18 protein-coding genes and 2 tRNA genes are annotated in these 20,565 nt (G+C 33.4%); 9 read left to right on the forward strand and 11 right to left on the reverse strand.

Translation table 11 applies throughout. The annotated features are described in order from the left end of the window. Positions 1-168 precede the first annotated feature (168 nt). The 3 genes from QLQ94_RS08980 to map form a co-directional block, all read right to left on the reverse strand. Positions 169-942 carry a class I SAM-dependent methyltransferase gene (locus QLQ94_RS08980; protein WP_482499544.1) on the reverse strand — a complete coding sequence of 258 codons (774 nt, stop codon included), beginning with the start codon at positions 940-942 and terminating at the stop codon, positions 169-171. A gap of 114 nt (positions 943-1,056) precedes the next feature. After that, entirely contained in the window at positions 1,057-1,320 is a 264-nt protein-coding gene (locus QLQ94_RS08985) for a GxxExxY protein (RefSeq protein WP_482499952.1), read from the reverse strand. 124 nt (positions 1,321-1,444) lie between these two features. After that, positions 1,445-2,263 carry a type I methionyl aminopeptidase gene (gene map, locus QLQ94_RS08990; RefSeq protein ID WP_271336561.1) on the reverse strand — a complete coding sequence of 273 codons (819 nt, stop codon included), beginning with the start codon at positions 2,261-2,263 and terminating at the stop codon, positions 1,445-1,447. 254 nt (positions 2,264-2,517) lie between these two features. Between map and QLQ94_RS08995 the strand changes: the two genes are divergently transcribed. Beyond that, a complete protein-coding gene (locus tag QLQ94_RS08995) occupies positions 2,518-3,774 on the forward strand; it encodes a DUF445 domain-containing protein (protein ID WP_271336560.1) in 1,257 nt (418 codons plus the stop codon). A gap of 111 nt (positions 3,775-3,885) precedes the next feature. On the opposite strand, the gene QLQ94_RS09000 is transcribed toward QLQ94_RS08995, so the two are convergent. The 5 genes from QLQ94_RS09000 to gpmI all read right to left on the reverse strand — a co-directional run bounded on the left by QLQ94_RS09000 (position 3,886) and on the right by gpmI (position 10,760). Further along, entirely contained in the window at positions 3,886-5,274 is a 1,389-nt protein-coding gene (locus tag QLQ94_RS09000) for a TolC family protein (RefSeq protein ID WP_427402606.1), read from the reverse strand. Beyond that, positions 5,274-6,620 (reverse strand): HlyD family secretion protein, encoded by a 1,347-nt coding sequence (locus tag QLQ94_RS09005; RefSeq protein WP_271336558.1) that lies wholly within the window; start codon positions 6,618-6,620, stop codon positions 5,274-5,276. The genes QLQ94_RS09000 and QLQ94_RS09005 overlap by 1 nt, the downstream gene beginning before the upstream one ends. Before the next feature lie 3 nt (positions 6,621-6,623). Then, positions 6,624-8,285: a peptidase domain-containing ABC transporter gene (locus QLQ94_RS09010; RefSeq protein WP_482499546.1), complete on the reverse strand. Its 1,662-nt coding sequence runs from the start codon at positions 8,283-8,285 to the stop codon at positions 6,624-6,626. Between the two features lie 16 nt (positions 8,286-8,301). Beyond that, a complete protein-coding gene (locus QLQ94_RS09015; protein ID WP_427402605.1) occupies positions 8,302-8,973 on the reverse strand; it encodes a TetR/AcrR family transcriptional regulator in 672 nt (223 codons plus the stop codon). Between the two features lie 269 nt (positions 8,974-9,242). After that, positions 9,243-10,760: a 2,3-bisphosphoglycerate-independent phosphoglycerate mutase gene (gene gpmI / locus QLQ94_RS09020; protein WP_271336567.1), complete on the reverse strand. Its 1,518-nt coding sequence runs from the start codon at positions 10,758-10,760 to the stop codon at positions 9,243-9,245. Positions 10,761-11,386: 626 nt separating this feature from the next. On the opposite strand from gpmI, the gene QLQ94_RS09025 reads away from it, so the two are divergent. Continuing rightward, positions 11,387-12,109, forward strand: coding sequence for a murein L,D-transpeptidase catalytic domain family protein (locus QLQ94_RS09025; RefSeq protein ID WP_271336555.1), 723 nt, complete (start codon positions 11,387-11,389; stop codon positions 12,107-12,109). On the opposite strand, the gene QLQ94_RS09030 is transcribed toward QLQ94_RS09025, so the two are convergent. Both QLQ94_RS09030 and QLQ94_RS09035 read right to left on the reverse strand, forming a co-directional pair. After that, positions 12,098-13,684, reverse strand: coding sequence for a L,D-transpeptidase family protein (locus QLQ94_RS09030; RefSeq protein ID WP_427402604.1), 1,587 nt, complete (start codon positions 13,682-13,684; stop codon positions 12,098-12,100). The genes QLQ94_RS09025 and QLQ94_RS09030 overlap by 12 nt on opposite strands. Before the next feature lies 1 nt (position 13,685). After that, positions 13,686-14,123 carry a GNAT family N-acetyltransferase gene (locus QLQ94_RS09035; RefSeq protein WP_271336553.1) on the reverse strand — a complete coding sequence of 146 codons (438 nt, stop codon included), beginning with the start codon at positions 14,121-14,123 and terminating at the stop codon, positions 13,686-13,688. Positions 14,124-14,259: 136 nt separating this feature from the next. On the opposite strand from QLQ94_RS09035, the gene QLQ94_RS09040 reads away from it, so the two are divergent. Next, positions 14,260-14,332, forward strand: a tRNA-Gly gene (locus QLQ94_RS09040). A gap of 105 nt (positions 14,333-14,437) precedes the next feature. Next, positions 14,438-14,510, forward strand: a tRNA-Gly gene (locus QLQ94_RS09045). Between the two features lie 143 nt (positions 14,511-14,653). On the opposite strand, the gene pepE is transcribed toward QLQ94_RS09045, so the two are convergent. Further along, positions 14,654-15,361: a dipeptidase PepE gene (pepE, locus tag QLQ94_RS09050; protein ID WP_271336552.1), complete on the reverse strand. Its 708-nt coding sequence runs from the start codon at positions 15,359-15,361 to the stop codon at positions 14,654-14,656. Between the two features lie 164 nt (positions 15,362-15,525). Here pepE and QLQ94_RS09055 point away from each other — a divergent pair, with 164 nt between their 5' ends. The 5 genes from QLQ94_RS09055 (at position 15,526) to QLQ94_RS09075 (ending at position 20,551) form a co-directional block, all read left to right on the forward strand. Continuing rightward, entirely contained in the window at positions 15,526-16,281 is a 756-nt protein-coding gene (locus tag QLQ94_RS09055) for a carboxypeptidase-like regulatory domain-containing protein (RefSeq protein ID WP_427402603.1), read from the forward strand. After that, positions 16,268-16,996 (forward strand): carboxypeptidase-like regulatory domain-containing protein, encoded by a 729-nt coding sequence (locus QLQ94_RS09060; RefSeq protein WP_427402602.1) that lies wholly within the window; start codon positions 16,268-16,270, stop codon positions 16,994-16,996. Before QLQ94_RS09055 ends, QLQ94_RS09060 begins: the two co-directional genes overlap by 14 nt. After that, positions 16,986-17,738, forward strand: a complete 753-nt coding sequence (bamP, locus tag QLQ94_RS09065) for a BamP family beta-barrel-assembly machinery protein (RefSeq protein ID WP_427402601.1) — start codon at positions 16,986-16,988, stop codon at positions 17,736-17,738. The genes QLQ94_RS09060 and bamP overlap by 11 nt, the downstream gene beginning before the upstream one ends. After that, the gene (locus QLQ94_RS09070; protein WP_482499549.1) at positions 17,735-18,241 is read left to right on the forward strand and encodes a DUF6702 family protein; all 507 of its coding nucleotides are present in this window, start codon (positions 17,735-17,737) and stop codon (positions 18,239-18,241) included. Before bamP ends, QLQ94_RS09070 begins: the two co-directional genes overlap by 4 nt. A gap of 66 nt (positions 18,242-18,307) precedes the next feature. Continuing rightward, positions 18,308-20,551: a M1 family metallopeptidase gene (locus tag QLQ94_RS09075; protein WP_482499551.1), complete on the forward strand. Its 2,244-nt coding sequence runs from the start codon at positions 18,308-18,310 to the stop codon at positions 20,549-20,551. Positions 20,552-20,565: the final 14 nt, after the last annotated feature.

Here is a 20,565-nt window from a genome sequence, read left to right on the forward strand (position 1 = left end):
CTGATGTCAAAGCAGAACTGAAATGATTTTGAAAGATCCAAGATTAGGTTTTTGGTTGGGGTGTAATTTAGGAAGTTATCTAAATTTGAAAAGTTTTCAAAATAGAATTATTCTGAAAACTTTTTAAATGAACTTATATCACTTATATGGTGAGAAAATGTGAATGGTTTATTTTTTCGGCTTAAAACAAAGGGGGATGATTTCTCCTTTTGCCAGGCAATATTTTTCTACCAGTTCCGGAGCAATTTTATTAGTATAATCTTCTTCGATTACGATAAAACCAATGCTTCTTAATTTATCAAAATAATCACGGCCATAAATACGAACGTGATCGTATTGTCCAAATATTTTAGCACGTTCTTTTTGATCTGTAATAGTATCGTCAGCAAAAGTTACTGCTCTTGATAAATCTTGTGGAATTTGCAGAATCGCCATTCCGCCCGGTTTTAATACACGAAATAATTCCTGCATTGCTTTTGTATCGTCCGGAATATGTTCTAATACGTGGTTACACAAAATCACATCATACTCATTATCTTTAAATGGCAAATTACAGATGTCTGCTTTTACATCTGCCAAAGGCGAAAATAAATCCGTTGTAGTATAATCAAGGTTTTTCTGCTTGCGGAACATTTTATAAAAAGCTTGCTCGGGAGCAAAATGAAGTACTTTTTTTGGCGCCGTAAAAAAATCAGTCTGATCATTTAGATACAACCAAAGCAAACGGTGTCTCTCTAAGGAAAGTGTACTTGGCGAAAGCACATTATTGCGCTGTTTTCCGTATCCGTAAGGCAAAAACGATCTAAAACTTCTTCCGTCAATCGGATCAGTATATTTAGTTCCCTTTAATGAAAGTGCCAAAACCGGTCGGGCCACATAACTCAAACGAATTAATAGTGGACGCGGGATTGTATTAAGGACGAGTTTAAAAAGTTTCTTCACAATAAATAAATTTGAACACGAATTTCACGAATTAGTGTTGTGGTGAAATTTCACGAAGCTTTTGATTTGGGTTAAAGTATTATTCTTTTATATTTAAGGCTATCTTCGCCAAAGTTAACTAGTAAGCCAAGTTTGTTTTTGAAGCCGCCAGATAATTAATGTTTGCTTTATTTCACTACTTGAAATTCCTACAATTGCTTTTAGTTCTAAAATGATTTGATCAAAAACTACAAAATCTGCAAAGTAATAACTTGATAAGATAATGTCTTTGTAAGCGATATTGTATTTCAATTCACGGTTATATGGTATTTCGTTTTTTTGAAACTCATATTCTAGAGCATCACCATAAACTTTTTTACTATGACCTTTTCCAAGAATTTAATGAACCTCCATGCAAATTCCAATAATTTTATAGAACTCTTCTTTTAAATATAATTCAGTCATCATCATTAGTGAAATTTTCGGCGTTACAATAATCCGTGCAAATTAGTGAAATTAGTGTTTATAGCACTAACGGCACTTTTCTGAATTCATCTTCCTCATTGCTTTCGATTCCTAAAGCTTTGTAAATGTATTGAAACGTTGATAAAATTTCTGGTTTTCCGTCTATTAATGCAACATCGTGCTCGAAATGCGCACTTGCTTTTCCGTCAGCGGTAGTAATTGTCCAGCCGTCTTTATGTTGTTTGATGTTTTTTGTACCTAGATTAATCATTGGTTCAATTGCAACCACCATTCCTTCGATAAAAAGTTTTCCGCGACCACGTTTTCCGTAGTTTGGCATTTCTGGTTCTTCGTGCATTTTTTGCCCTAAACCGTGGCCAACCAATTCACGAACAACACCGTAACCGTGAGATTCAGTATATTTCTGGATTGCGTTTCCAACATCTTCAACGCGATTTCCAGCTTTAAATTCTCTGATTCCTACGTAAAGAGATTCCTTAGTAACCTGCAAAAGTTTTTTTACTTCAGGAGCAACTTCTCCAATTTCAAAACTATACGCGTGATCACCATGATATCCGTTTTTGAAAGCACCACAATCAACCGAGATAACGTCACCACTTTTTAGAGGAGTATTATTAGGTATTCCGTGTACAACTTGCGAATTTGGACTCATACAAAGTGAATTCGGAAAATCATATAATCCTAAAAAGCTTGGTACCGCTCCGTGATCACGGATAAATTCTTCAGCTAATTTGTCTAAATATAATGTGGTAACTCCTTCTTTAATTTCAGAAGCAATCATTCCTAATGTTTTAGATACGATCAAAGCACTTTCGCGCATTAATTCGATTTCTTCACGTGATTTTACAATAATCATAATTTCGGATTTTCAGTTTGCAAAAGTACGATTTTAATATTATTTTTTATCTAAAATTTTTTGTCATGAATTTCACGAATTAGCAGGAATTAAATTTTAAACAATCTGCTTTAAAATTATTTTTTCATTAAAATGCAATTTTAAAGCAAATGCAATTCTTGCTAATTCGTGAAATTCGTGGCAAAACGTATATGGATAACGTTTTGAATTGACAGAAAAGCCGTAAATTAGTAATAGTTAAAAACGAATACATTATGGAAACATCTATAGATCAGGAAAATATATCAAAGAAAAAAGCGCTGAATAAAATGAAAAGAAATGCTTTGGCACTTTTAGGCTTTGCAGTACTTCTTTTCATAATCGCTATTTATTTTAAAATCCCAATGTTACAGGCTTTTAGTGAAGCTGCAATGGTGGGCGGAATTGCCGATTGGTTTGCTGTTGTCGCCTTATTTCGTCATCCGTTAGGAATACCAATTTGGCATACGGCAATTATCCCCACGAAAAAAAACGAGATTGGAGAAAACCTGGGGAATTTTGTTTCAGAAGAATTTTTGAATCGTGAAAAATTAGAAATTAAGTTAGAAGAATTCAACTTTGCTGCAAAAGCATCAGATTGGTTGTCGCAGGAAGAAAATGCGGATAAAATTGCCAATTTGGTTGCAGTGAATGTTATTCCGGGAGTTTTAAGAACAATAAAAGATGAAGATATAAAACGATTCATTCAGGTTCAATTCAAAGAAAAACTCGAAGGTGTCAATTTTGGAGATTGGGTTGCATTGGCTTTAGAACCTTTACAAAAAGGAAAATTTAAAGATCAATTGCTTACCAATTTACTGGAAGTGATGGCAAAGGAATTGAGTAATAATAAAGACCTGATTCGTAAAAAAGTAAAACAGTCAACACCATTTTTGAGTTTTGGTTTGGCTGATAAAAGTATTTCAGAAGGTGTTTTTAACGGATTGTATGATTTCCTGAATGAAGCCAAAAATCCTGAAAGTACGATCCGACTTAAAATAGACGAGTACATTAATGATTTTCTCGACAAAATAAAAAACTCTGAAGAGATGAGAATCAAAATCAATACTATGATTCTTGGTTTCGCCGGTAAAAAAGAGGTACAGGATTATATTAACGGAATTTGGGATGAAATAAAATTGTCTATTTCCAACGATTTAGACAAAGGCGAAGAATCATCAATCAAGAAAAGTATTTCGGGGTTGGTTCAAAGCTTCGGAAACGGAATAAAAGAAGATGTTGTAATGATTGAAAAAATCAATAATTTCATCAAAAACGATTTGCTTTCTATTCTTTTAAACAATAAAAAAGTGATTGGAGATTTAATTTCTTCAACCGTAAAAAGTTGGGATGGTCAAGAGGTTTCAGAAAAACTAGAATTAGAAATAGGGAAGGATCTTCAATATATTAGAATCAACGGAACTCTGGTAGGCGGACTTATCGGACTTTTAATCTACGCTGTGGAATGGACATATCATTATTTCGTGATTTAACTATATATTTTTAAACAATAACAAGTGATATAAGTTCATTTTAGTAGAGGCGGATAGCAATACGTCTATTTTGAAGTTTAAATGAACTTACATCACTTATATGGTGAAAACCTAATCTGGATTTGCCATGATTTTGAATAGCTCTGAGTTAGAGATGTAAAATCTGTTTTCCAGAGTAATTGAAGCTAATTTGGCGCTTACTAAATTATTCTCACGAGTATTGATCAGGAATAAAGAACTTTCTCCAAATGAGAACAAACGTTCTTCAGAATTGAGCATGGTGATATTATTTTCTACTAAATCTTTGGCCAGCTTTTTTTGTTTTACAAGCGAAATGATTTCTATTTTCTGAGCACTTATTTTGTTGGTTAATTGTGTTTTTTCCACCGCCAAAGCAAACTCATTTTCCTGAAGTTTATATTTTGCCAGTTTTAAACTTCCGCGTTCTTTTCTTAGAAACAAAGGAAAGTAAAACTCTAAACCAATTTTATAATCATCAAAACGATAATTATCGATATAACTTGGTTCAGATAAATAGGAGTAACCTACATTTATTTTTGGCAATAGCATATTTTGTTTGAGGTCTTTTTCTACCGTCAGAATTTCTATTTTATTTTGAAGCGCATTTAATTTTGGATGTGTTTCTAAGCTAAAATCCCTTTGCAAAAGATCATTTGTTTTTAGCGTTTCCTGCAACGTAGATTCAAGAGCTGCTTCCGGCACAAGTTCATCTGAAATTTCTAACGGAATATTATTGTCCAGCCACATAAAATTAGACAATTCGAGTTTTGCTTTTGCCAGTTTTAGTTTAGAATCTTCAAGACTTAACGCCCTGTTTTTTACAATAATTCCTGCTTCAATACTGTCTATGGCAGGTTTGTCGCCCTGAACGATTAAAGATTTGATTCCTTTTAAACGTATTTCAGCATTGCTGTTGTACATCTCATAAAGTTTCATCTCTTCAAAATTCTTCTTCCAGTTAAAATAAGCAATCGAAGCATCATACAAAACACTAACGGCCTCAAGTTTCCTTTCGGATTCACTAAGTTTTATCTGGATTTTAGCCATCCTTACATCCGCCATTCTTTGGTTAATGAATAATCCCTGACCTACAGGAACGCTGATTCCAAATGAAGTCAATCCCTGATTTGGAGTCGTGTTTTCAGGATTAAGATAAACACCTTCATTATTGTCAAAACCCGCTTTCAGTTCAATTCCGTACCATGTTGGTATTTTGAAACTACTGTTCAAAATAGAATAATATTCCTTGTCCTTAAATTGTTTTTTACTAAAATCAACTTCGATTTTTGGGTCAAAACCACCTCGTGCCATCATCAGATTGGCTTGTGCCTTACTTAATTCTAAATTCGCATTTTTAACCAATGGGTGGTATTTTTTTACATATCCAAGAAACTCATTATAAGTAAGTTCTTTAGAGAATTGTTGTTGACCAAAAACGGTACAACTCAAAAAAAGAAAAGCTATAAGTATTCGTTTCATTATTTTTTCTCTTTAGTTACAGTTTCACCACTCTTATAATAATTAGGAGGAAACCCGTTTAAGGTTCTCCATATTTCAAACCAAATTGGTACAGTATCTAATAAGGCAATTGTTTGTGCACCGGAACCAATACTCAATTGTTTAGGCCATTTCGCTTCGTCCGGATCAGGAGCAACCAGGATTCTGTATTTTCCATTAGGGCTAATAAAATTCTCTATAGCAACAACTTTACCTCCAAACGTTCCGTAAGACATATCCGGCCAGCCTGCAAATACAATTGTAGGCCATCCATCGAACCAAATACGTATCTTATCACCCTTTTTAATCAGCGGTAAATCAATTGGGTTTATGAATGTTTCAACAGCAATATCATAATGAGATGGCATTATAGTGACAATTGGGGTTCCTTCTTTTATCGTTTCTCCCAAACCTGCCTGAACAGCCCTGTTGATATAACCGTCTTGTACCGCCTTGATGTAGTACATTCCGTTTCTAAGACTATAATTAGTGTATTGATTTTCTAATTTGCTTACCTGAGCTTCAGTGTCAAATTTATTGCTCAGGGTTGTAAACTGGTCACTTTTTGCCTTTGCTGCTTTTTCAGCATATTCAGCAGAAATTCGGTTAATCTCAACCTTTGCATTTATATATTCGTTTTTGCTTGTCAGGTATTTATTTTCCTGAGTTATAATTTTTGCATCAACATCTTGCAATTTCAAACGTTTCTCTTCAACATCAGTAAGCGGTTTTAGTCCTTCTTTGTTTAGTTGTACAGAACGGTTGTATTGCGTATTTGCAATCTTTAATTGTGTTCTTGCGGCAACGAGATCAATACTGTCGCTTTTTATTTTTAAGAGAGATTGTTTTACTTTATTTCTGGCCTGTTCCAGTTTAAGTCTTTTTTCATTTTCTATTGATTGAATCTGGCTCGAAAGCGTTTGTACTTTTTCGTCATACGATTCTAAAGAGTTCTTTTTTGCCTCAACCTGATTTTTAGTGTTTGCAACCAAATTAGGATCCATGTAATCTTCCTTTATCTCAGAAATAAACAAGATAGTATCTCCTTTTTTTACAAAATCACCTTCCTGTACATACCACTTTTCGATTCGTCCGGAAATAACACTCTGAATCGATTGTGGTCTTTGGTTGGGTTTTAAAGTCGTTACAGAACCTGAACCGGAAATATTTTGTGTCCAGGGCAGGAAAAGTGCAATTATCCCCAAGATCGAAGTAGCTATTATTATCTTGTTTAAAATTTTATAATGAGGTCGGTTACTCAGGTTTTTTATAGTCGAGTATTGATCAAGTGACTGTAATTTTGTTTTGTTGTCAGATATATTTAGCATGACTTATTGTTTTTTTTGATCCAGGATAATAAGGCCGTGTTGCATCGTTATTGTTCGCGTTGACTTTGTTTTCCAATACGGGTTTTTAGAGGAAACAATAATCGTCCATTTATTGTTGTCAGAAGTAATGAAATCAATAATCTCATTCGCAACATTTTCATCCATGGTATCTGTTGGATCTTCATAGAACAGCACTTTTGGTCTGTGAATTATACTTCGCGCCAGTAGGATCTTCTGAGCATTAGAAGAAGATAATTGTCTTCCTTCAGGATAAATGTGAGTATTTAAGCCTTTTGGCAATAATTTGATCAACGGACTAAGCTGAACGCCATCAATCGCCCATTTTAAATCTTCGCTGCTTATAGAGGGGTCATTAAATGTGATGTTTTCTAAAATAGTCCCTTCAAAAGGTGTCTCGTTATGAATTATGCTGCCTATTTGCGAGCGATATTGTTTCAGGTTTATTTTTCTAAAAGTATCATCATTAATATAAAAAGCACCGGAACTTTGTTTTAATAAACCGGATAATACCCGGATCAGAGTTGTTTTTCCAGAGCCATTCTGACCATCAATAACGATTTTTTCGCCTTGTTCTATTTTTATGGAAATAGAAGCTAAAGCATTGATTTGTGAATCCGGAAATTTGAATTTTAAATTTTCAGTTTCTAAAGTAATATTGTTATAGCAAAGTTCGTTTTGCGAATCTGAATTTTCTTCTAATTCCAGATCAGTAACCTGACCTATTTTTTCGACAGAAGTTAAAACGTCGTAGAAACTTTCAAGTCCAATAATGATTTTTTCAACAGAATTAATCACTAACAAAATAATAATTTCTGCAGCAACAAACTGTCCAATATTCATTTCCTGACTCAATACTAAGTAACCTCCAATAGACAATAAACTTGCCGTAATGATAATTTTGAAAATGATCAATTGTATAAATTGCCTTTTGATAACGCTAAAATGTTTCTCGCGATAATTAAGATAACCAGTTACGATTGAGTTATTTTTCTGAAGGGCAAAATCATAGTTTAATTCATTCCTGAAACTAAAATTATTACGCGCCATTTCTTGCAGCCAACTTGCTACTTTATATTTAAACTTTGATTCTTTTAAGCTGGTTTCTATCCCTGATTTATACGAAAATCTAAAAATGAAGTATAAAAGCAAGAACAATAAAATTCCAAAAACAATAAAAAAAGGATGGTACAAGGACAGCAGGATAATCCCGAAGGTGATTTGAAGTAAAGCAGCCGAAAAATCAGTTAATAACTTCGAAGTTCCTTTTTGAATAGTCATAGTGTCAAAAAAGCGATTTGTTAATTCCGGCGGGTAGGTGCCATATAATTCCTCTGATTTTATTTTTGGTAAACGAGCTGCAAATGCAAACGAAGAACGTACAAATATTTTTTGCTGCAAGTTTTCTGTAATTCGCAATTGCATCAAAGACAAGATTCCAACAAGCGCAACTCCCGCAACAACTAATATGATAAGTACGATCCAGGATGCATTTACCCTTCCGGATTGTATAAAAGTTATAATCGCCTGAATCCCTAATGGAAGTGATAAACTGATTAACCCGGCAAAAATAGCATAGAAAAAAATCTGATAGATGTCCTTTTTGTCCAGCTCAAGTAAATTGTAAAATCGTTTTAATGGAGTCATAGTTTGTGTTTTGTAATTAGCGTAAAACGTTTTCTGCAAGATTTAAGTAAAATTGAGTCGTTGTAACCGTTTCATTGCAATCGGTAATTGTTTTTAAATGATCTGTTAGAAAATGTTGGTGCAGGCTTCCTTCAACAATTGTTGAAACTAATGATTTTGCAAATGGGTATTCAGGATTTACCTCCTTGACAATAGCAACAACCCTGTTGATAACCCTTTTGTAAATTAGAAAAAAACCTTCCTTGTTTTCTTCATCAACTTCTTTGGTATGAAGCGTTTTTGTAAATTCTGCAATTATTATTTTATTTAAAATTGCTTCGTTAATATGATCTGTTGAAATGTCATTAGTTACCTTCTCAGTAACTATTGTGATGGCTTTTTTGAGCTTTTCTTTTTTGTCTGTAATATTAGTAGTGCTAAAAACAAGTTTGTATTCCATCCAGCTCCAATACCATGAAGATAAATATACTAATAATTTGTGTTTGTTTTCGAAATAGCGATAAATAGAACTCTCATTTGAGCCTATTTTTTCTCCTAATTTTTTAAAGGTAAAATTATCAAAACCAATAGAGTCGATAAGAAAGATACTTTGCTCAATTATTTTTTTTCCCAATACAGATGTTTCCGGATCTTTAACATAGATCTTTTCGTTTACCTGCATTTTTATATTTGATAGTATAATTTCCATAACAATTATTTTGTAAGCAAATATAATAGTAATACTATCAATTATGAGATTTAAATCATTATTTCTTTAAAAAAAAAGCTATTCTTGTCTGGAATAGCTTTTTTTTGGTTCGGGTTTTTAGTCTCTTTTCAGTCACAGTCATAGTTTTGGTTTTTTGCTTGAGGTTATAAAATAGAAAACCCGACACATTTTTTTAAACGTGTCGGGTGTATTTTGTTGTTCCCAGTAATTACTGCAACTGAAAACTGAGACTGAAAACTTAAAAATTTCTACAACAACGAATGACAAGTCATTGCGTTTGGCTGCTGAACTCCCATAAGTTCTAAAATAGTAGGAGCGATGTCGCCTAAAACACCATTCTGAATGTTTTTTAATTCTTTATCAACCAGGATAATCGGTACTGGGTTTGTTGTGTGTGCTGTATTTGGGCTTCCATCAGGATTAATCATTGTTTCGCAATTTCCGTGATCGGCAATTACAATTGTAGTATAATCGTTGGCAAGAGCAGCTTCGATAACTTGTTTTACACAAGCGTCAACAGCTTCGCAGGCAAGAATTGCAGCACTCATAATTCCGGTATGACCCACCATGTCTCCATTAGCAAAATTCAAACAAACAAAATCAACTTCACCTTTATTCAATTCAGGAACAAGAGCAGCGGTAAGTTCAAAAGCACTCATTTCCGGTTGTAAATCGTAAGTGGCTACTTTAGGAGAGTTTCTTAAAATACGTGATTCGCCTTCAAAAGGAGTTTCTCTACCACCGGAGAAGAAAAACGTAACGTGCGGATATTTCTCAGTTTCGGCAATACGAATTTGTTTTTTACCTGCTTTTTCTAAAATCTCACCAAGAGTTTCAGTGATATTATCTTTATTGTAAACTACTTTTACGTTTTTGTACGTTTCGTCGTAGTTAGTAAGCGTTACATAATACAAGTTTAACTTGTGCATGTTTTGCTCGTGAAAGTCTTGTTGCGAAAGCGCTTCTGTAAGTTCACGACCTCTATCAGTTCTAAAATTAAAGAAAATCACCACATCGCCTTCAACAATTGTAGCTAATGGTTTTTCTTGTTCATCAACCATTACAATTGGAGCAATAAATTCATCAGTAACATCGTGAGCATAACTGTCAAGCATACTTGCAACTGCATTTTTAGAAGGAGTTCCAATTGCATTTACAACTAAGTCATAAGCTAATTTTACACGCTCCCAACGTTTGTCACGGTCCATTGCGTAATAACGGCCAATGATCGATGCAATTTTTACAGGAGTATCTTTAATATGTTCTTCTAAATCATGAATGTATTTAGCTCCTGATTTTGGGTCAACATCACGACCATCAGTAAAAGCATGAATAAAAACATCTTTTAAACCATATTCTTGAGAAGCGTCAATTAGTCCGCGTAAGTGAGATGTGTGAGAGTGAACACCACCATCAGAAACTAATCCTAAAAAGTGCACTTTCTTATTGTTTTCTTTAGCATAAGTAAAAGCATCAACCAGTACCTGCTCTTTTGCAAGTGTTTGATGCGCCACCGCTAAGTTTATTTTGGCTAAATCCTGATATACAATCCTTCCGGCACCAAGATTCATGTGACCCACTTCGCTGTTTCCCATTTGACCTTCAGGTAAACCAACATTTAATCCGTCAGTTCTAAGTTGTGCGCTTGGGTAATTTTGATAAAGACTGTTTATAAAAGGAACGTTTGCATTGTCTATTGCAGATACTTTAGGGTCAGGAGATTTCCCCCAACCGTCTAAAATCATAAGTATTACTTTCTTGTTCATCATTTTTAGTTTTTTACAAAGATAAGCCATTTCTAAAATTTGAAAGAATGCATTGTTACAATTATGCTTAATAAAATGAAGTGTATTAAAAAATAATAAATTGATTATAGAAGTCTTTATTTTTTAAAATTAATTCAGCACACACCGCCATTCTAATCTTGTTTTTAATCTTATTTATAGTTATTGAATATTTATTCTGGCAAGAAAATATAATCATTGATAAATAATGTTGTTGATAAAGCAGCATTTGTAGTACTCGAAAGCGAAGTGTAAATGGAAATAAAAAGAGGAAAGATTACTTAAAATAAATTTTCATTAATACCCATTATAATAAAATTATACTTTTAATCGTTACAAATATTAGTTTTTCAAATTTTTGCAGTTTTTGCTGTAATAATTCATATTCGTTATGTTTTTCTTAGGAAAATGATCAAAAACGTTTTGATTTTTATGATAAGTAAATATCTTACAAAAATATTCGTTTTTTCGTCTAAATGCTAATTAAATACTTTGATTTTGTTAAAGTTTAATCAAAAAAGCCCTGATTTACAGACATATATTTGGTCAAGTATATTTTTTTTATACTTTTGCCTTACCCAAATTTATTATTAACCTAAAGAAATTCAATGATTTACAAAATTTATCCACTATTGGTGTTTTTGCTGTTATCTTTTGGTAAAGATTCAAATAACACCCCAGACATTAAAGAAGCATCGACTAAAAGTATCGCTAAAGTAGAGAAATTTACAGTCGAAGCTAAAATCGAAAATGTTTATCATACCCTAAAGTCCAACAATTTTAATTTGCCAGAACTTAGAACTTTTTCAGAAGCCTTAAAAGGGTTTTATCTGTTGAAAGAAAGAGGAGTTGTTCAAAAAGATATTTTGACGTTAATAGACTTTAGTCTGTCATCAAACATCAAGCGTCTTTGGGTAATTGATCTCGCAACTAATACTGTTTTGTTTAATTCTTTAGTTGCTCACGGAAGAAATACCGGAGAAGAATTTGCATCTGATTTTTCAAATTCAAATTCATCTTATAAAAGCAGTTTAGGTTTTTATGCAACAGGAGAGATTTATCAGGGAAAACATGGTGCTTCATTGCGATTAGACGGTTTAGAAAGAGGTGTTAACGATCATGCCCGCGAAAGAGCTGTTGTAATACATGGTGCTGATTATGTTTCGGATTCTTTTATAAGAGACAATAAGCGATTAGGCAGAAGTCAGGGGTGTCCGGCAATTCCGGTTGAATTGACTGATGAGATAATCGAGACTATAAAAAATAAATCGTGTTTGTATATCTACCATCCATCAAGAAGTTTTGCGATGGAAGAAAAGCTAATTTCTTAATTTAGCATACAAATCCGAATCCAGATTATAAATATCAGCTCTGAAAATGAGCTGATTTTTTTTGCTCCATGCCGTCCAGTACCATTGATATAAAGCGTATTTTTTTGTAATTCTGATACTTGTCGTCTTTTTTGAAGCGATTATAGTATCAATCCTGTCTTTTGACCATTTTTCAGAATCATCTAAAATATGTTCTGCCAGTTCCAACGGATTTTCGACACGAACACATCCTGAACTTAATGATCTGTTATTTCTTCCAAAATTGTTTCTGTGGTTGGTATCATGCAAATAAACGCTATGGTTATTCGGGAAAAGAATTTTCATTAATCCCAAGGCGTTATTGTAGCCGGGACTTTGAATATAACGATAATTTCCGGGTTTGTTTTCATTCCACGAATTTGGATCAACAACATTTCCGGCAGTATCATAAATGGTAATGTTTTTATTCGCTAAATAGTTACGATTTCGTTTCATGGCCGGAACAACATCTTCTTTTAAAATTGTTGGCGGAACAGTCCATGTCGGGTTAAAAACAACAGTTCGTAACGTCGATGTTATAATAGGAGTCTTCCTTTTGCTGGTTCCCACAACAATATTTCGAACCAGAGTAGTATCCTGGCTTTCGACAACATTTAGGCTATAGTCAGGGATGTTAATGATGAAATAATTTTCGGCTAATTCATTGGTGTACCATCTCCAGCGTTCAATATTGGCAATAATTTGCTGCTTTCTTTTTTCTTTAGAATAGTTTAAGGCATTTATAGTTCCTATACCTATAACTCCATCAGAAGCTAAGCCATGTCTTTCCTGGAATTTTTTGACCGATTCGAATGTTTTTTGATCATAAATCTTCGTCAGGCTGTCTTTTGCAGGCATGTCTTGCCAATAGATAAGTCTCTTTTTTATGTTTATTAAAGCCGAATTAGTGTCTTTTAAGGTTATTTTTTCTGTGGCCTCAATAGTTTTGACGTTGTCATCCGGAAAAGTATTTATAATTTCAAGCGCCTTTAACAACTGTTTGTAAGTATATGCCTTTGATTGGATGTTGTCAACAACACTGTCTAATTTGTTTTTATTAAAAGCCTTTATAAGAACAGTATTAACATCAAACGTTTTCTCGTCCAGATCCCAATCCGTGTATAGTTTTTTAGGATTTAATTTTCCTTTATAAAGATGGTTCAGGTATTTTTCAAAATTATAAGTTAGTAATATGTCATAAGTAGCAAGGTCAATATCACTTAGGTTATTGATTCTCTCTTCGAACTTTTTTAGTTTCGAAGCCTTATAATCTTCCGGGTTTAAACCTAGTTCTTCCGCTTTTAACAGCTGAGATAAAACGTAGGTTCTCTTCTTTAGGTTGCCCCAAACTGTTGTGTTTTCAGATGAATTATAAAATTGCTTTAATGTCTCGCTCTTAAAAGTGCCTAACAGCGTAGTGTCTATTTGTACTTTTCTTTCATCAGTGAGTATGATTGCCGGTGCGGTTTTTTTAACCACAGCAGGAATAATTTTTGGCGTCTCTTTTTTACAGCCAATAAAAATGCATATTACTAATAAGAAGTAAAGTTTGTTCATTCTATAATTTTTTAAACATTAGATAGTGTTCGCCAACGTCTTTAATTTCAAATGGTTCACCTTGGGGCTGGTAATTCATCTTTTTATAAAAACCTACAGCTGTAGTTCTGGCGTTAAACCAAATCAAATCGACTTTGTTAGTTATGCAGTAGGTTTCGCAATATTTAACTAAAGTTTCTCCAAATCCTTTTTTCTGGTAGGTTTCTAAAACTGCCATCCCGCGAATCTGAGCTTGATTTTTTTCGGCAAAGATAGGATTGATTTTATCGAATAACGAAATAATTCCTGTTAAATTTTCATCATCAAATAATCCAAAATGGTGTGTTGTTTTCAGATCATCTCCTTCAAAAGTGCAACTTTCTATGGGTTTTCCTTTTCGAAGAACAGGCTGGCGGACGATATAAGTTTCTTTTGAAGGTATTTCTTTAATAATATTCATGTTTCTTGAAAAATAATTGACTCTATAACTTTTTAGTTTTAAATAAGTTATAAATAATTGTTGATTTTAATTGATTTTTTTTGCAAAAAAGCTTGTTTTTAACTTGACTTATTTTTTATATTTGCACCACGGTAATGCGAAAGTAGCTCAGTTGGTAGAGCTCCAGCCTTCCAAGCTGGTTGTCGCGAGTTCGAGCCTCGTCTTTCGCTCTAAAAAACCGGAACTTAAATGTTTCGGTTTTTTTATCAAACTAAATAATTATTGAATTTTATTTTTTTTAATGATTTAATTGTTTATATTTGCACCCGGTTAATGCGAAAGTAGCTCAGTTGGTAGAGCTCCAGCCTTCCAAGCTGGTTGTCGCGAGTTCGAGCCTCGTCTTTCGCTCTTCAAGATCCTCAAACAATTTGTTTGGGGATTTTTTGTTTTAAACCATATAAGTTATTATAAGTTTTATATAAATTGGAATTTCTGATTTTGGAATTTCCAATTTCTTTAAATGAGCTTATATAACTTATATGGTCAATAAATTATTTTAATACGCTTAAATCGCTTTCTGTTTCTAATTCTTTCGGTATTTCATTTTGCAAAAACAAACGAGCCGGTAGATTTCCTTTCAAAGTAATTTTGTTTCCTTTTACTTCAAGCCAGCTTCCTTCTCTTAAACCTAAAACCGGAATTGCGTTAAAAGCGTGAAATTCCTTGATACGCGTTTCTCTCGTTTCCCCCATATGTTTAGATTGTGAATCGGCATCTAGATAATGCGGATTTAAATTAAAAGGGATTAATCCTAATGTTTGAAAACTTGGAGGATAAATGATGGGCATGTCATTCGTAGTTTGCATTGATAAACCGCAAATGTTGCTTCCGGCGCTGGTTCCTAAATATGGAGTTCCGTTTTTTACCGTTTCCGAAAGGAGCTGCATGATATTATGTTTGTATAATTGGGTAACCAGTAAAAAAGTATTTCCTCCGCCGGTAAATATTCCTTCAGCATCTTTTATGGCGCTTTCGGCGTTTTCGAATTCATGAATTCCTTTTACAGAAATATTTATTGTAGCAAATGCCTCTGCAACTTTTTTAGTGTATTCGTCATGCGAAATACCACTAGGTCGTGCAAAAGGGATAAACAAGATGCTTTTGCAGTTTTTAAAATGCAATTGCAAAGTAGGTAACAGGTATTCTAAATAGCTGCCTTCATGAAGGGTAGAAGTGCTGGCAATGATAATGCTTTTCATAAAATTTAAACTCAGATTGTGTACGTTAAAGGTATTAAAAACTCTTTTTTCAGAGAAATTAAACAAGGTTTAATTAACATATTTTTACCAAGTCATTAATACTAAATTTGGAGTGCATTAAGATATTTTTACATTTTTAAGAACAAAACTAAATTTTTGCTATTTTGATTGATAAAGTTCTATGTGTTTTGATATTTTTCATGAGTCAGGCTGGGTGGTCTCAAAGTGAGGATCGTACTATGATAAATGGTCGGATAACCTCGAACGCATCTTATTTGGCAGGAGTTTATGTGATTAATACTCAAACAGAAGTTATGACTGCAACAGATGATTTGGGTGGTTTTTCGATCGCAGCTAAACCGGGAGAAACACTTGTTTTTTCGTCGATACAATTTAAAGAAAACAAAGTGCTGTTAACACCTGAAAATTTTTCAGATATCAATTTCACCGTAAAATTGGGTATGGTTATGCATCAATTGCAGGAAGTTGTAATTAAAAATTACAGTGGTATTAATGCTGTTTCGTTGGGTATTATTCCAAGCGGACAAAAATCATATACAGAGGCGGAGAGAAAATTACGTACAGCAACTGATTTAGATGCTCATGTAGGATTGGGAGGTTCTGCTTCGATGGATCCTTTGCTGAATATGTTCTCAGGACGTACGGCAATGTTGAAAAAAGAAGTAGCTGTCGAGAAAAAAGAGTTTTTTATGAAGCTTTTAGAGCGTATGTTTACGCTCGAGCATTTTATTGATCGATTACAAATTCCTTTAGAGTATGTAAAAGGATTTGAATATTATGCAGTCGATAATGATAAGTTTACCGCAATTTTAAATTCCAAGAATAAAACCTCGACAGAGTTTTTGTTAGCAGAATTGGCAGTAAAATATAAAGAAATAATTGCACGTGAAAATAAATAACACATTACAAATACTTTTTCTTTTGCTCATTGTTCAGGTAGGTTTTGGTCAAAATGTAGTTTCAAAACAAATTACCGGACAAATCTTTGAGCAGTCCTCTAATGTTGAAGGCGTAAATATTATTAATAATACAACACAGGTTACGGCAGTTTCAGATGTTAGCGGGATATTTTCTATTGTTGTAAAAGAAGGCGATGTGCTGGTTTTTTCGGCAGTAAATTTAGATCCTGTTAAACGCCGTATTAAAATTGAAGATATAAATTCAAGTTCTATTGTGATCAAAATGAACGCTAAAGAAATAGAATTGAAAGAGGTTGTTGTAAACGAAAATGCAAATATTACAGCTGAGAATTTGGGTGTAATTCCTTATGGTCAAAAAAAATATACAGCCGCAGAAAGAAAAGTGTATACAGCAACTTCAACTTCTGTAGATAAGTTACTTAATGCAATTTCCGGACGAACTGCAATGCTTAAAAAAGAGGTAAACGTCGAGAAAAAAGAGATGCTTTTTCGAAAAATAGAATACCTTTTTGATGAGAATTATTATACGAATAGATTGAGAATTCCGGTGGCTGATATCAAAGGATTTCAATTATATTGTGTAGATGATGCTGAATTTGCCGTATCTTTGGATACGAAAAACAAAACAATGAGTATGTTTTTAATAACAGATTTAGCAAGGAAATATCTAACAATTCTCGAAAATGAAAAATAAACTAGGAATACTCGTTGTGTGCTTATTTTGTCAAATTATACTTGGGCAAAATGGAAGGAAACCTCTACATGGTCAGGCAGTAAATAAAACTCTGGCGATCGAAAGTGGTTATGTATTGAATGTAAATGCAAATATCAGAACCTTTATTGGGACAAACGGATTATTTGATATTATGGCAAAACCTAAAGATACTTTGTTGTTTACAGGTTTGGCATTTCAGTCAAAAAAGATTGTTTTAACAGAGAAAGATTGTGCAGAAGTTCTTTTTGCAGTGTCCCTGACTTTGGTAAGCAACGAACTTAAAGAAGTTTTGGTTCATAAAGATCTAAAAGTAAAAGCACTTAGTGGCAATTCGCAAAAAATTGTTGATATGCAGTTTGAAGATGATCAGCAGTCTACGGCAAAAAATATAGCAATGTATTCTGATCAGACTATTAAATATGGAACTGATTTTGTACGTATTTTTAAAGATGTTAAAAAATTACTCTCTAAAAATGACGAAGTAAAAGAAGAGACTATATCTGATATGGCCTTTATAGAATATTCAAGAGCAAATTTCAAACCTGATTTTTTTACCAATACATTGGGGTTAAAAGAGGATGAGATCGAATTGTTTTTGATGTATTGCTCAAATGATGCAGAGTCAAAAAAGCATCTTGATCCTGAACAAAAATTTGAACTAATGGATTTTTTAATTACTAAAAATAAAGAATTCAAAAAAGTGAGTGTTTCCGGAAAATGAAAAATAGATTAATTTATCCTCTGGTAGGGATATTATTTTTATCGCTTTCTGCTTTTTCATTCCATAAATTTTATATGGGAGTTTTTCAGGTCAATTATGCCGCTGAGAAAAAAATGATTCAAATCACTGCTCGAATTTTTATCGACGATTTGAATAATGGAATGGAAAAGAAATACCATCAAAAAACATTCTTGGGAACTGATAAGGAAACTCAGGCTGATGTTGATTTGTTGAAGAGATATCTCGCTGAAAATTTTACTATAAAAATAAACGGTCAGTCAAAGCCCATTACTTTTTTATCTAAAGAAGTTGAGGCAGGAGATGTTTTGGTTTGTTATTCCAGAATAACAGACATTAGTAAGTTTAAAACAATCGAAATTTCAAATACTGTTTTGGTCGATTGGAACGCTGAACAGCAAAACATTACACATATTACAGCATTTGGAACTAAAAAGAGTGTTCTCTTTACAGAATCTTCAAGAAAAGAAGTGTTAAAGTATTAAATAATAGGTAAAAATATTGTTTTAATTATTATTTTCACAACCTGACAAAATTACCATTAAAAATTTATGAAAAAACTTTCATTATTATTGATTTTTCCTGCGATTTTAATCGCTCAGGACAAAACAGTTGCTCCAAAACAGCAAGGGAAATACGATACTAACAAATTCAGTCAAATGTATGATTTGCTAGCAACGCCTAATATGTTTCGTACAGCATCTGGAGCTCCGGGACCGGCGTATTATCAACAACAGGCAGATTATAAAATTGATATTGAATTAGATGATAAAAATTCAAAAATAAATGGTTCTGAGGTAATCACCTATTCAAACAATTCTCCGGATAGTTTAGATTATCTGTGGATTCAGTTAGATCAGAATCAGGCAAAGGCAAAGACCCAGACATCACTTGCAGAAAGTGAAAAAATTAATCAGGTTTTGCCTCTTGAAAGTTTCTCAGGTAAATATTTGAAAAAAGATTTAGAACGCGGTTTTAATATTGAATATGTTAAGGATGCAAAAGGCAACCCAATGTCTTATACAATCAACGAAACCATGATGCGTATTAATCTGGTTACTCCATTAAAGCCAGGAGAGAAAATTTCGATGGCTATAAAATGGTGGTACAATATTAATAATTACAGAAAAGAAGGTGGCGGACGTTCCGGTTATGAATCGTTTGAGAAAGACGGAAATAAATTATATGTAATTGCTCAGTTTTATCCAAGAATGGCCGTTTACAATGATGTTGAAGGCTGGCAAAATATGCAGTTCTGGGGAAGCGGAGAATTTGCATTACCATTTGGTAATTTTGATGTAAATATTACAGTTCCTGCGGATCACGTAATTGATGCTACGGGAGAACTGACAAACAGAAGTGAAGTTTTTACGCCAGAACAGGTAAAACGTTACGAACAGGCTCAGAAATCATTTGATAAACCCGTTGTAATTGTAACACAAGCTGAAGCTGAGGCAGCGGAAAAAGGTTTTTCTGATAAGAAAAAAACATGGAAATTTAGTGCTAAAAATGTACGTGATTTTGGAATTGCTTCTTCAAGAAAGTTTATTTACGATGCAATGGCCGTAAAGATTGGAAATAAAGTGGTAATGGCTGAATCTGTTTATCCAAAAGAAGCAAATCCGCTTTGGGGAGAAACTTCGACCATGACTGTGGCGCATACTTTAAGAAGTTATTCAGCTCGTACTTTCGATTATCCTTATCCAAAAGCAGTATCAGTTTCTGCAGAAGATCAGGGGATGGAATATCCAATGATTTGTTGGAATTTTGGTCGTCCTGACGAAAATGGAGTAACTAGTAAAGAGATTAAAAACGGAATGATTGGTGTGGTAATTCACGAAGTAGGACATAATTTCTTTCCAATGATTGTAAACTCAGATGAGCGTCAATGGAGCTGGATGGACGAAGGTTTAAATTCGTTTTTAGAATATCTTGCAGAACAGGAATTAGATCCAAATTTTCCTTCAAGACGTGGTCCTGCAAAAAATATTGTTCCTTATATGAGCGGAGACCAAAAGTTTTTAGAGCCAATTATGTCAAACTCTGAAACGATTCATCAATTTGGAAATAATGCCTACGGAAAACCCGCTACAGGTCTTAATATTTTAAGAGAAGTAGTAATGGGAAGAGAATTGTTTGATTATGCTTTTAAAACATATGCAAACAGATGGAAATTTAAACATCCAACTCCTGAGGATTTCTTTAGAACTATGGAAGATGCTTCGGCAGTAGATTTAGACTGGTTTTTTAGAGGCTGGTTTTATTCAACTGATTTTGTAGATATAGGAATCAAAGATGTAAAACAATACTACGTTTCTGATACTCCAACAGCTGATATTAAAGATGTAAAGGTGAGAAAAGGACGTTTTGGTTTTGAGAAAGGACCATTCGTGTATTTAGTTGCCGGAGATAATGCTGAGGTAAATGCGTCTAAGAAAAAGCCATTAAAAGTTGAAGATGTAAAGCCATTGGCGGATTATATCAATGAGACTTTTACTGCTGAGGAAAAAGCAGAAATTAAAACGCCTAAATATTTCTATGAAGTAGAATTTAACAAGCCGGGCGGAATGATTATGCCAATTATTGTTGAAATTACCTATGAAGACGGAGCGAAAGATAATTATCAATATCCGGCCCAAATCTGGAGAAAAAATAATGATACAGCTAAGAAAGTTTATGCAACTTCAAAAGCAATAAAAAGCATTCAGATAGATCCAAAATTAATGACAGCAGATATTGATGTAACCAATAACTCCTGGCCAAAAGTTGAAGTGAAATCAAAATTTGATCAATAATACACTTAAAGACT

The sequence above is a fragment of the Flavobacterium sp. B114r genome (assembly GCF_056824125.1).

Excerpts from the sequence above, each read along its gene's own strand:
- QLQ94_RS09010 (WP_482499546.1), bottom strand. The coding sequence starts at position 8,285 with ATGACTCCATTAAAACGATTTTACAATTTACTTGAGCTGGACAAAAAG.
- QLQ94_RS09015 (WP_427402605.1), bottom strand. The coding sequence starts at position 8,973 with ATGGAAATTATACTATCAAATATAAAAATGCAGGTAAACGAAAAGATC.
- bamP (WP_427402601.1), top strand. The coding sequence starts at position 16,986 with ATGAAAAATAAACTAGGAATACTCGTTGTGTGCTTATTTTGTCAAATT.
- QLQ94_RS09070 (WP_482499549.1), top strand. The coding sequence starts at position 17,735 with ATGAAAAATAGATTAATTTATCCTCTGGTAGGGATATTATTTTTATCG.
- map (WP_271336561.1), bottom strand. The coding sequence starts at position 2,263 with ATGATTATTGTAAAATCACGTGAAGAAATCGAATTAATGCGCGAAAGT.
- pepE (WP_271336552.1), bottom strand. The coding sequence starts at position 15,361 with ATGAAAAGCATTATCATTGCCAGCACTTCTACCCTTCATGAAGGCAGC.
- QLQ94_RS09035 (WP_271336553.1), bottom strand. The coding sequence starts at position 14,123 with ATGAATATTATTAAAGAAATACCTTCAAAAGAAACTTATATCGTCCGC.
- QLQ94_RS09005 (WP_271336558.1), bottom strand. The coding sequence starts at position 6,620 with ATGCTAAATATATCTGACAACAAAACAAAATTACAGTCACTTGATCAA.
- gpmI (WP_271336567.1), bottom strand. The coding sequence starts at position 10,760 with ATGAACAAGAAAGTAATACTTATGATTTTAGACGGTTGGGGGAAATCT.
- QLQ94_RS09075 (WP_482499551.1), top strand. The coding sequence starts at position 18,308 with ATGAAAAAACTTTCATTATTATTGATTTTTCCTGCGATTTTAATCGCT.
- QLQ94_RS08995 (WP_271336560.1), top strand. The coding sequence starts at position 2,518 with ATGGAAACATCTATAGATCAGGAAAATATATCAAAGAAAAAAGCGCTG.
- QLQ94_RS09030 (WP_427402604.1), bottom strand. The coding sequence starts at position 13,684 with ATGAACAAACTTTACTTCTTATTAGTAATATGCATTTTTATTGGCTGT.
- QLQ94_RS09025 (WP_271336555.1), top strand. The coding sequence starts at position 11,387 with ATGATTTACAAAATTTATCCACTATTGGTGTTTTTGCTGTTATCTTTT.
- QLQ94_RS09000 (WP_427402606.1), bottom strand. The coding sequence starts at position 5,274 with ATGAAACGAATACTTATAGCTTTTCTTTTTTTGAGTTGTACCGTTTTT.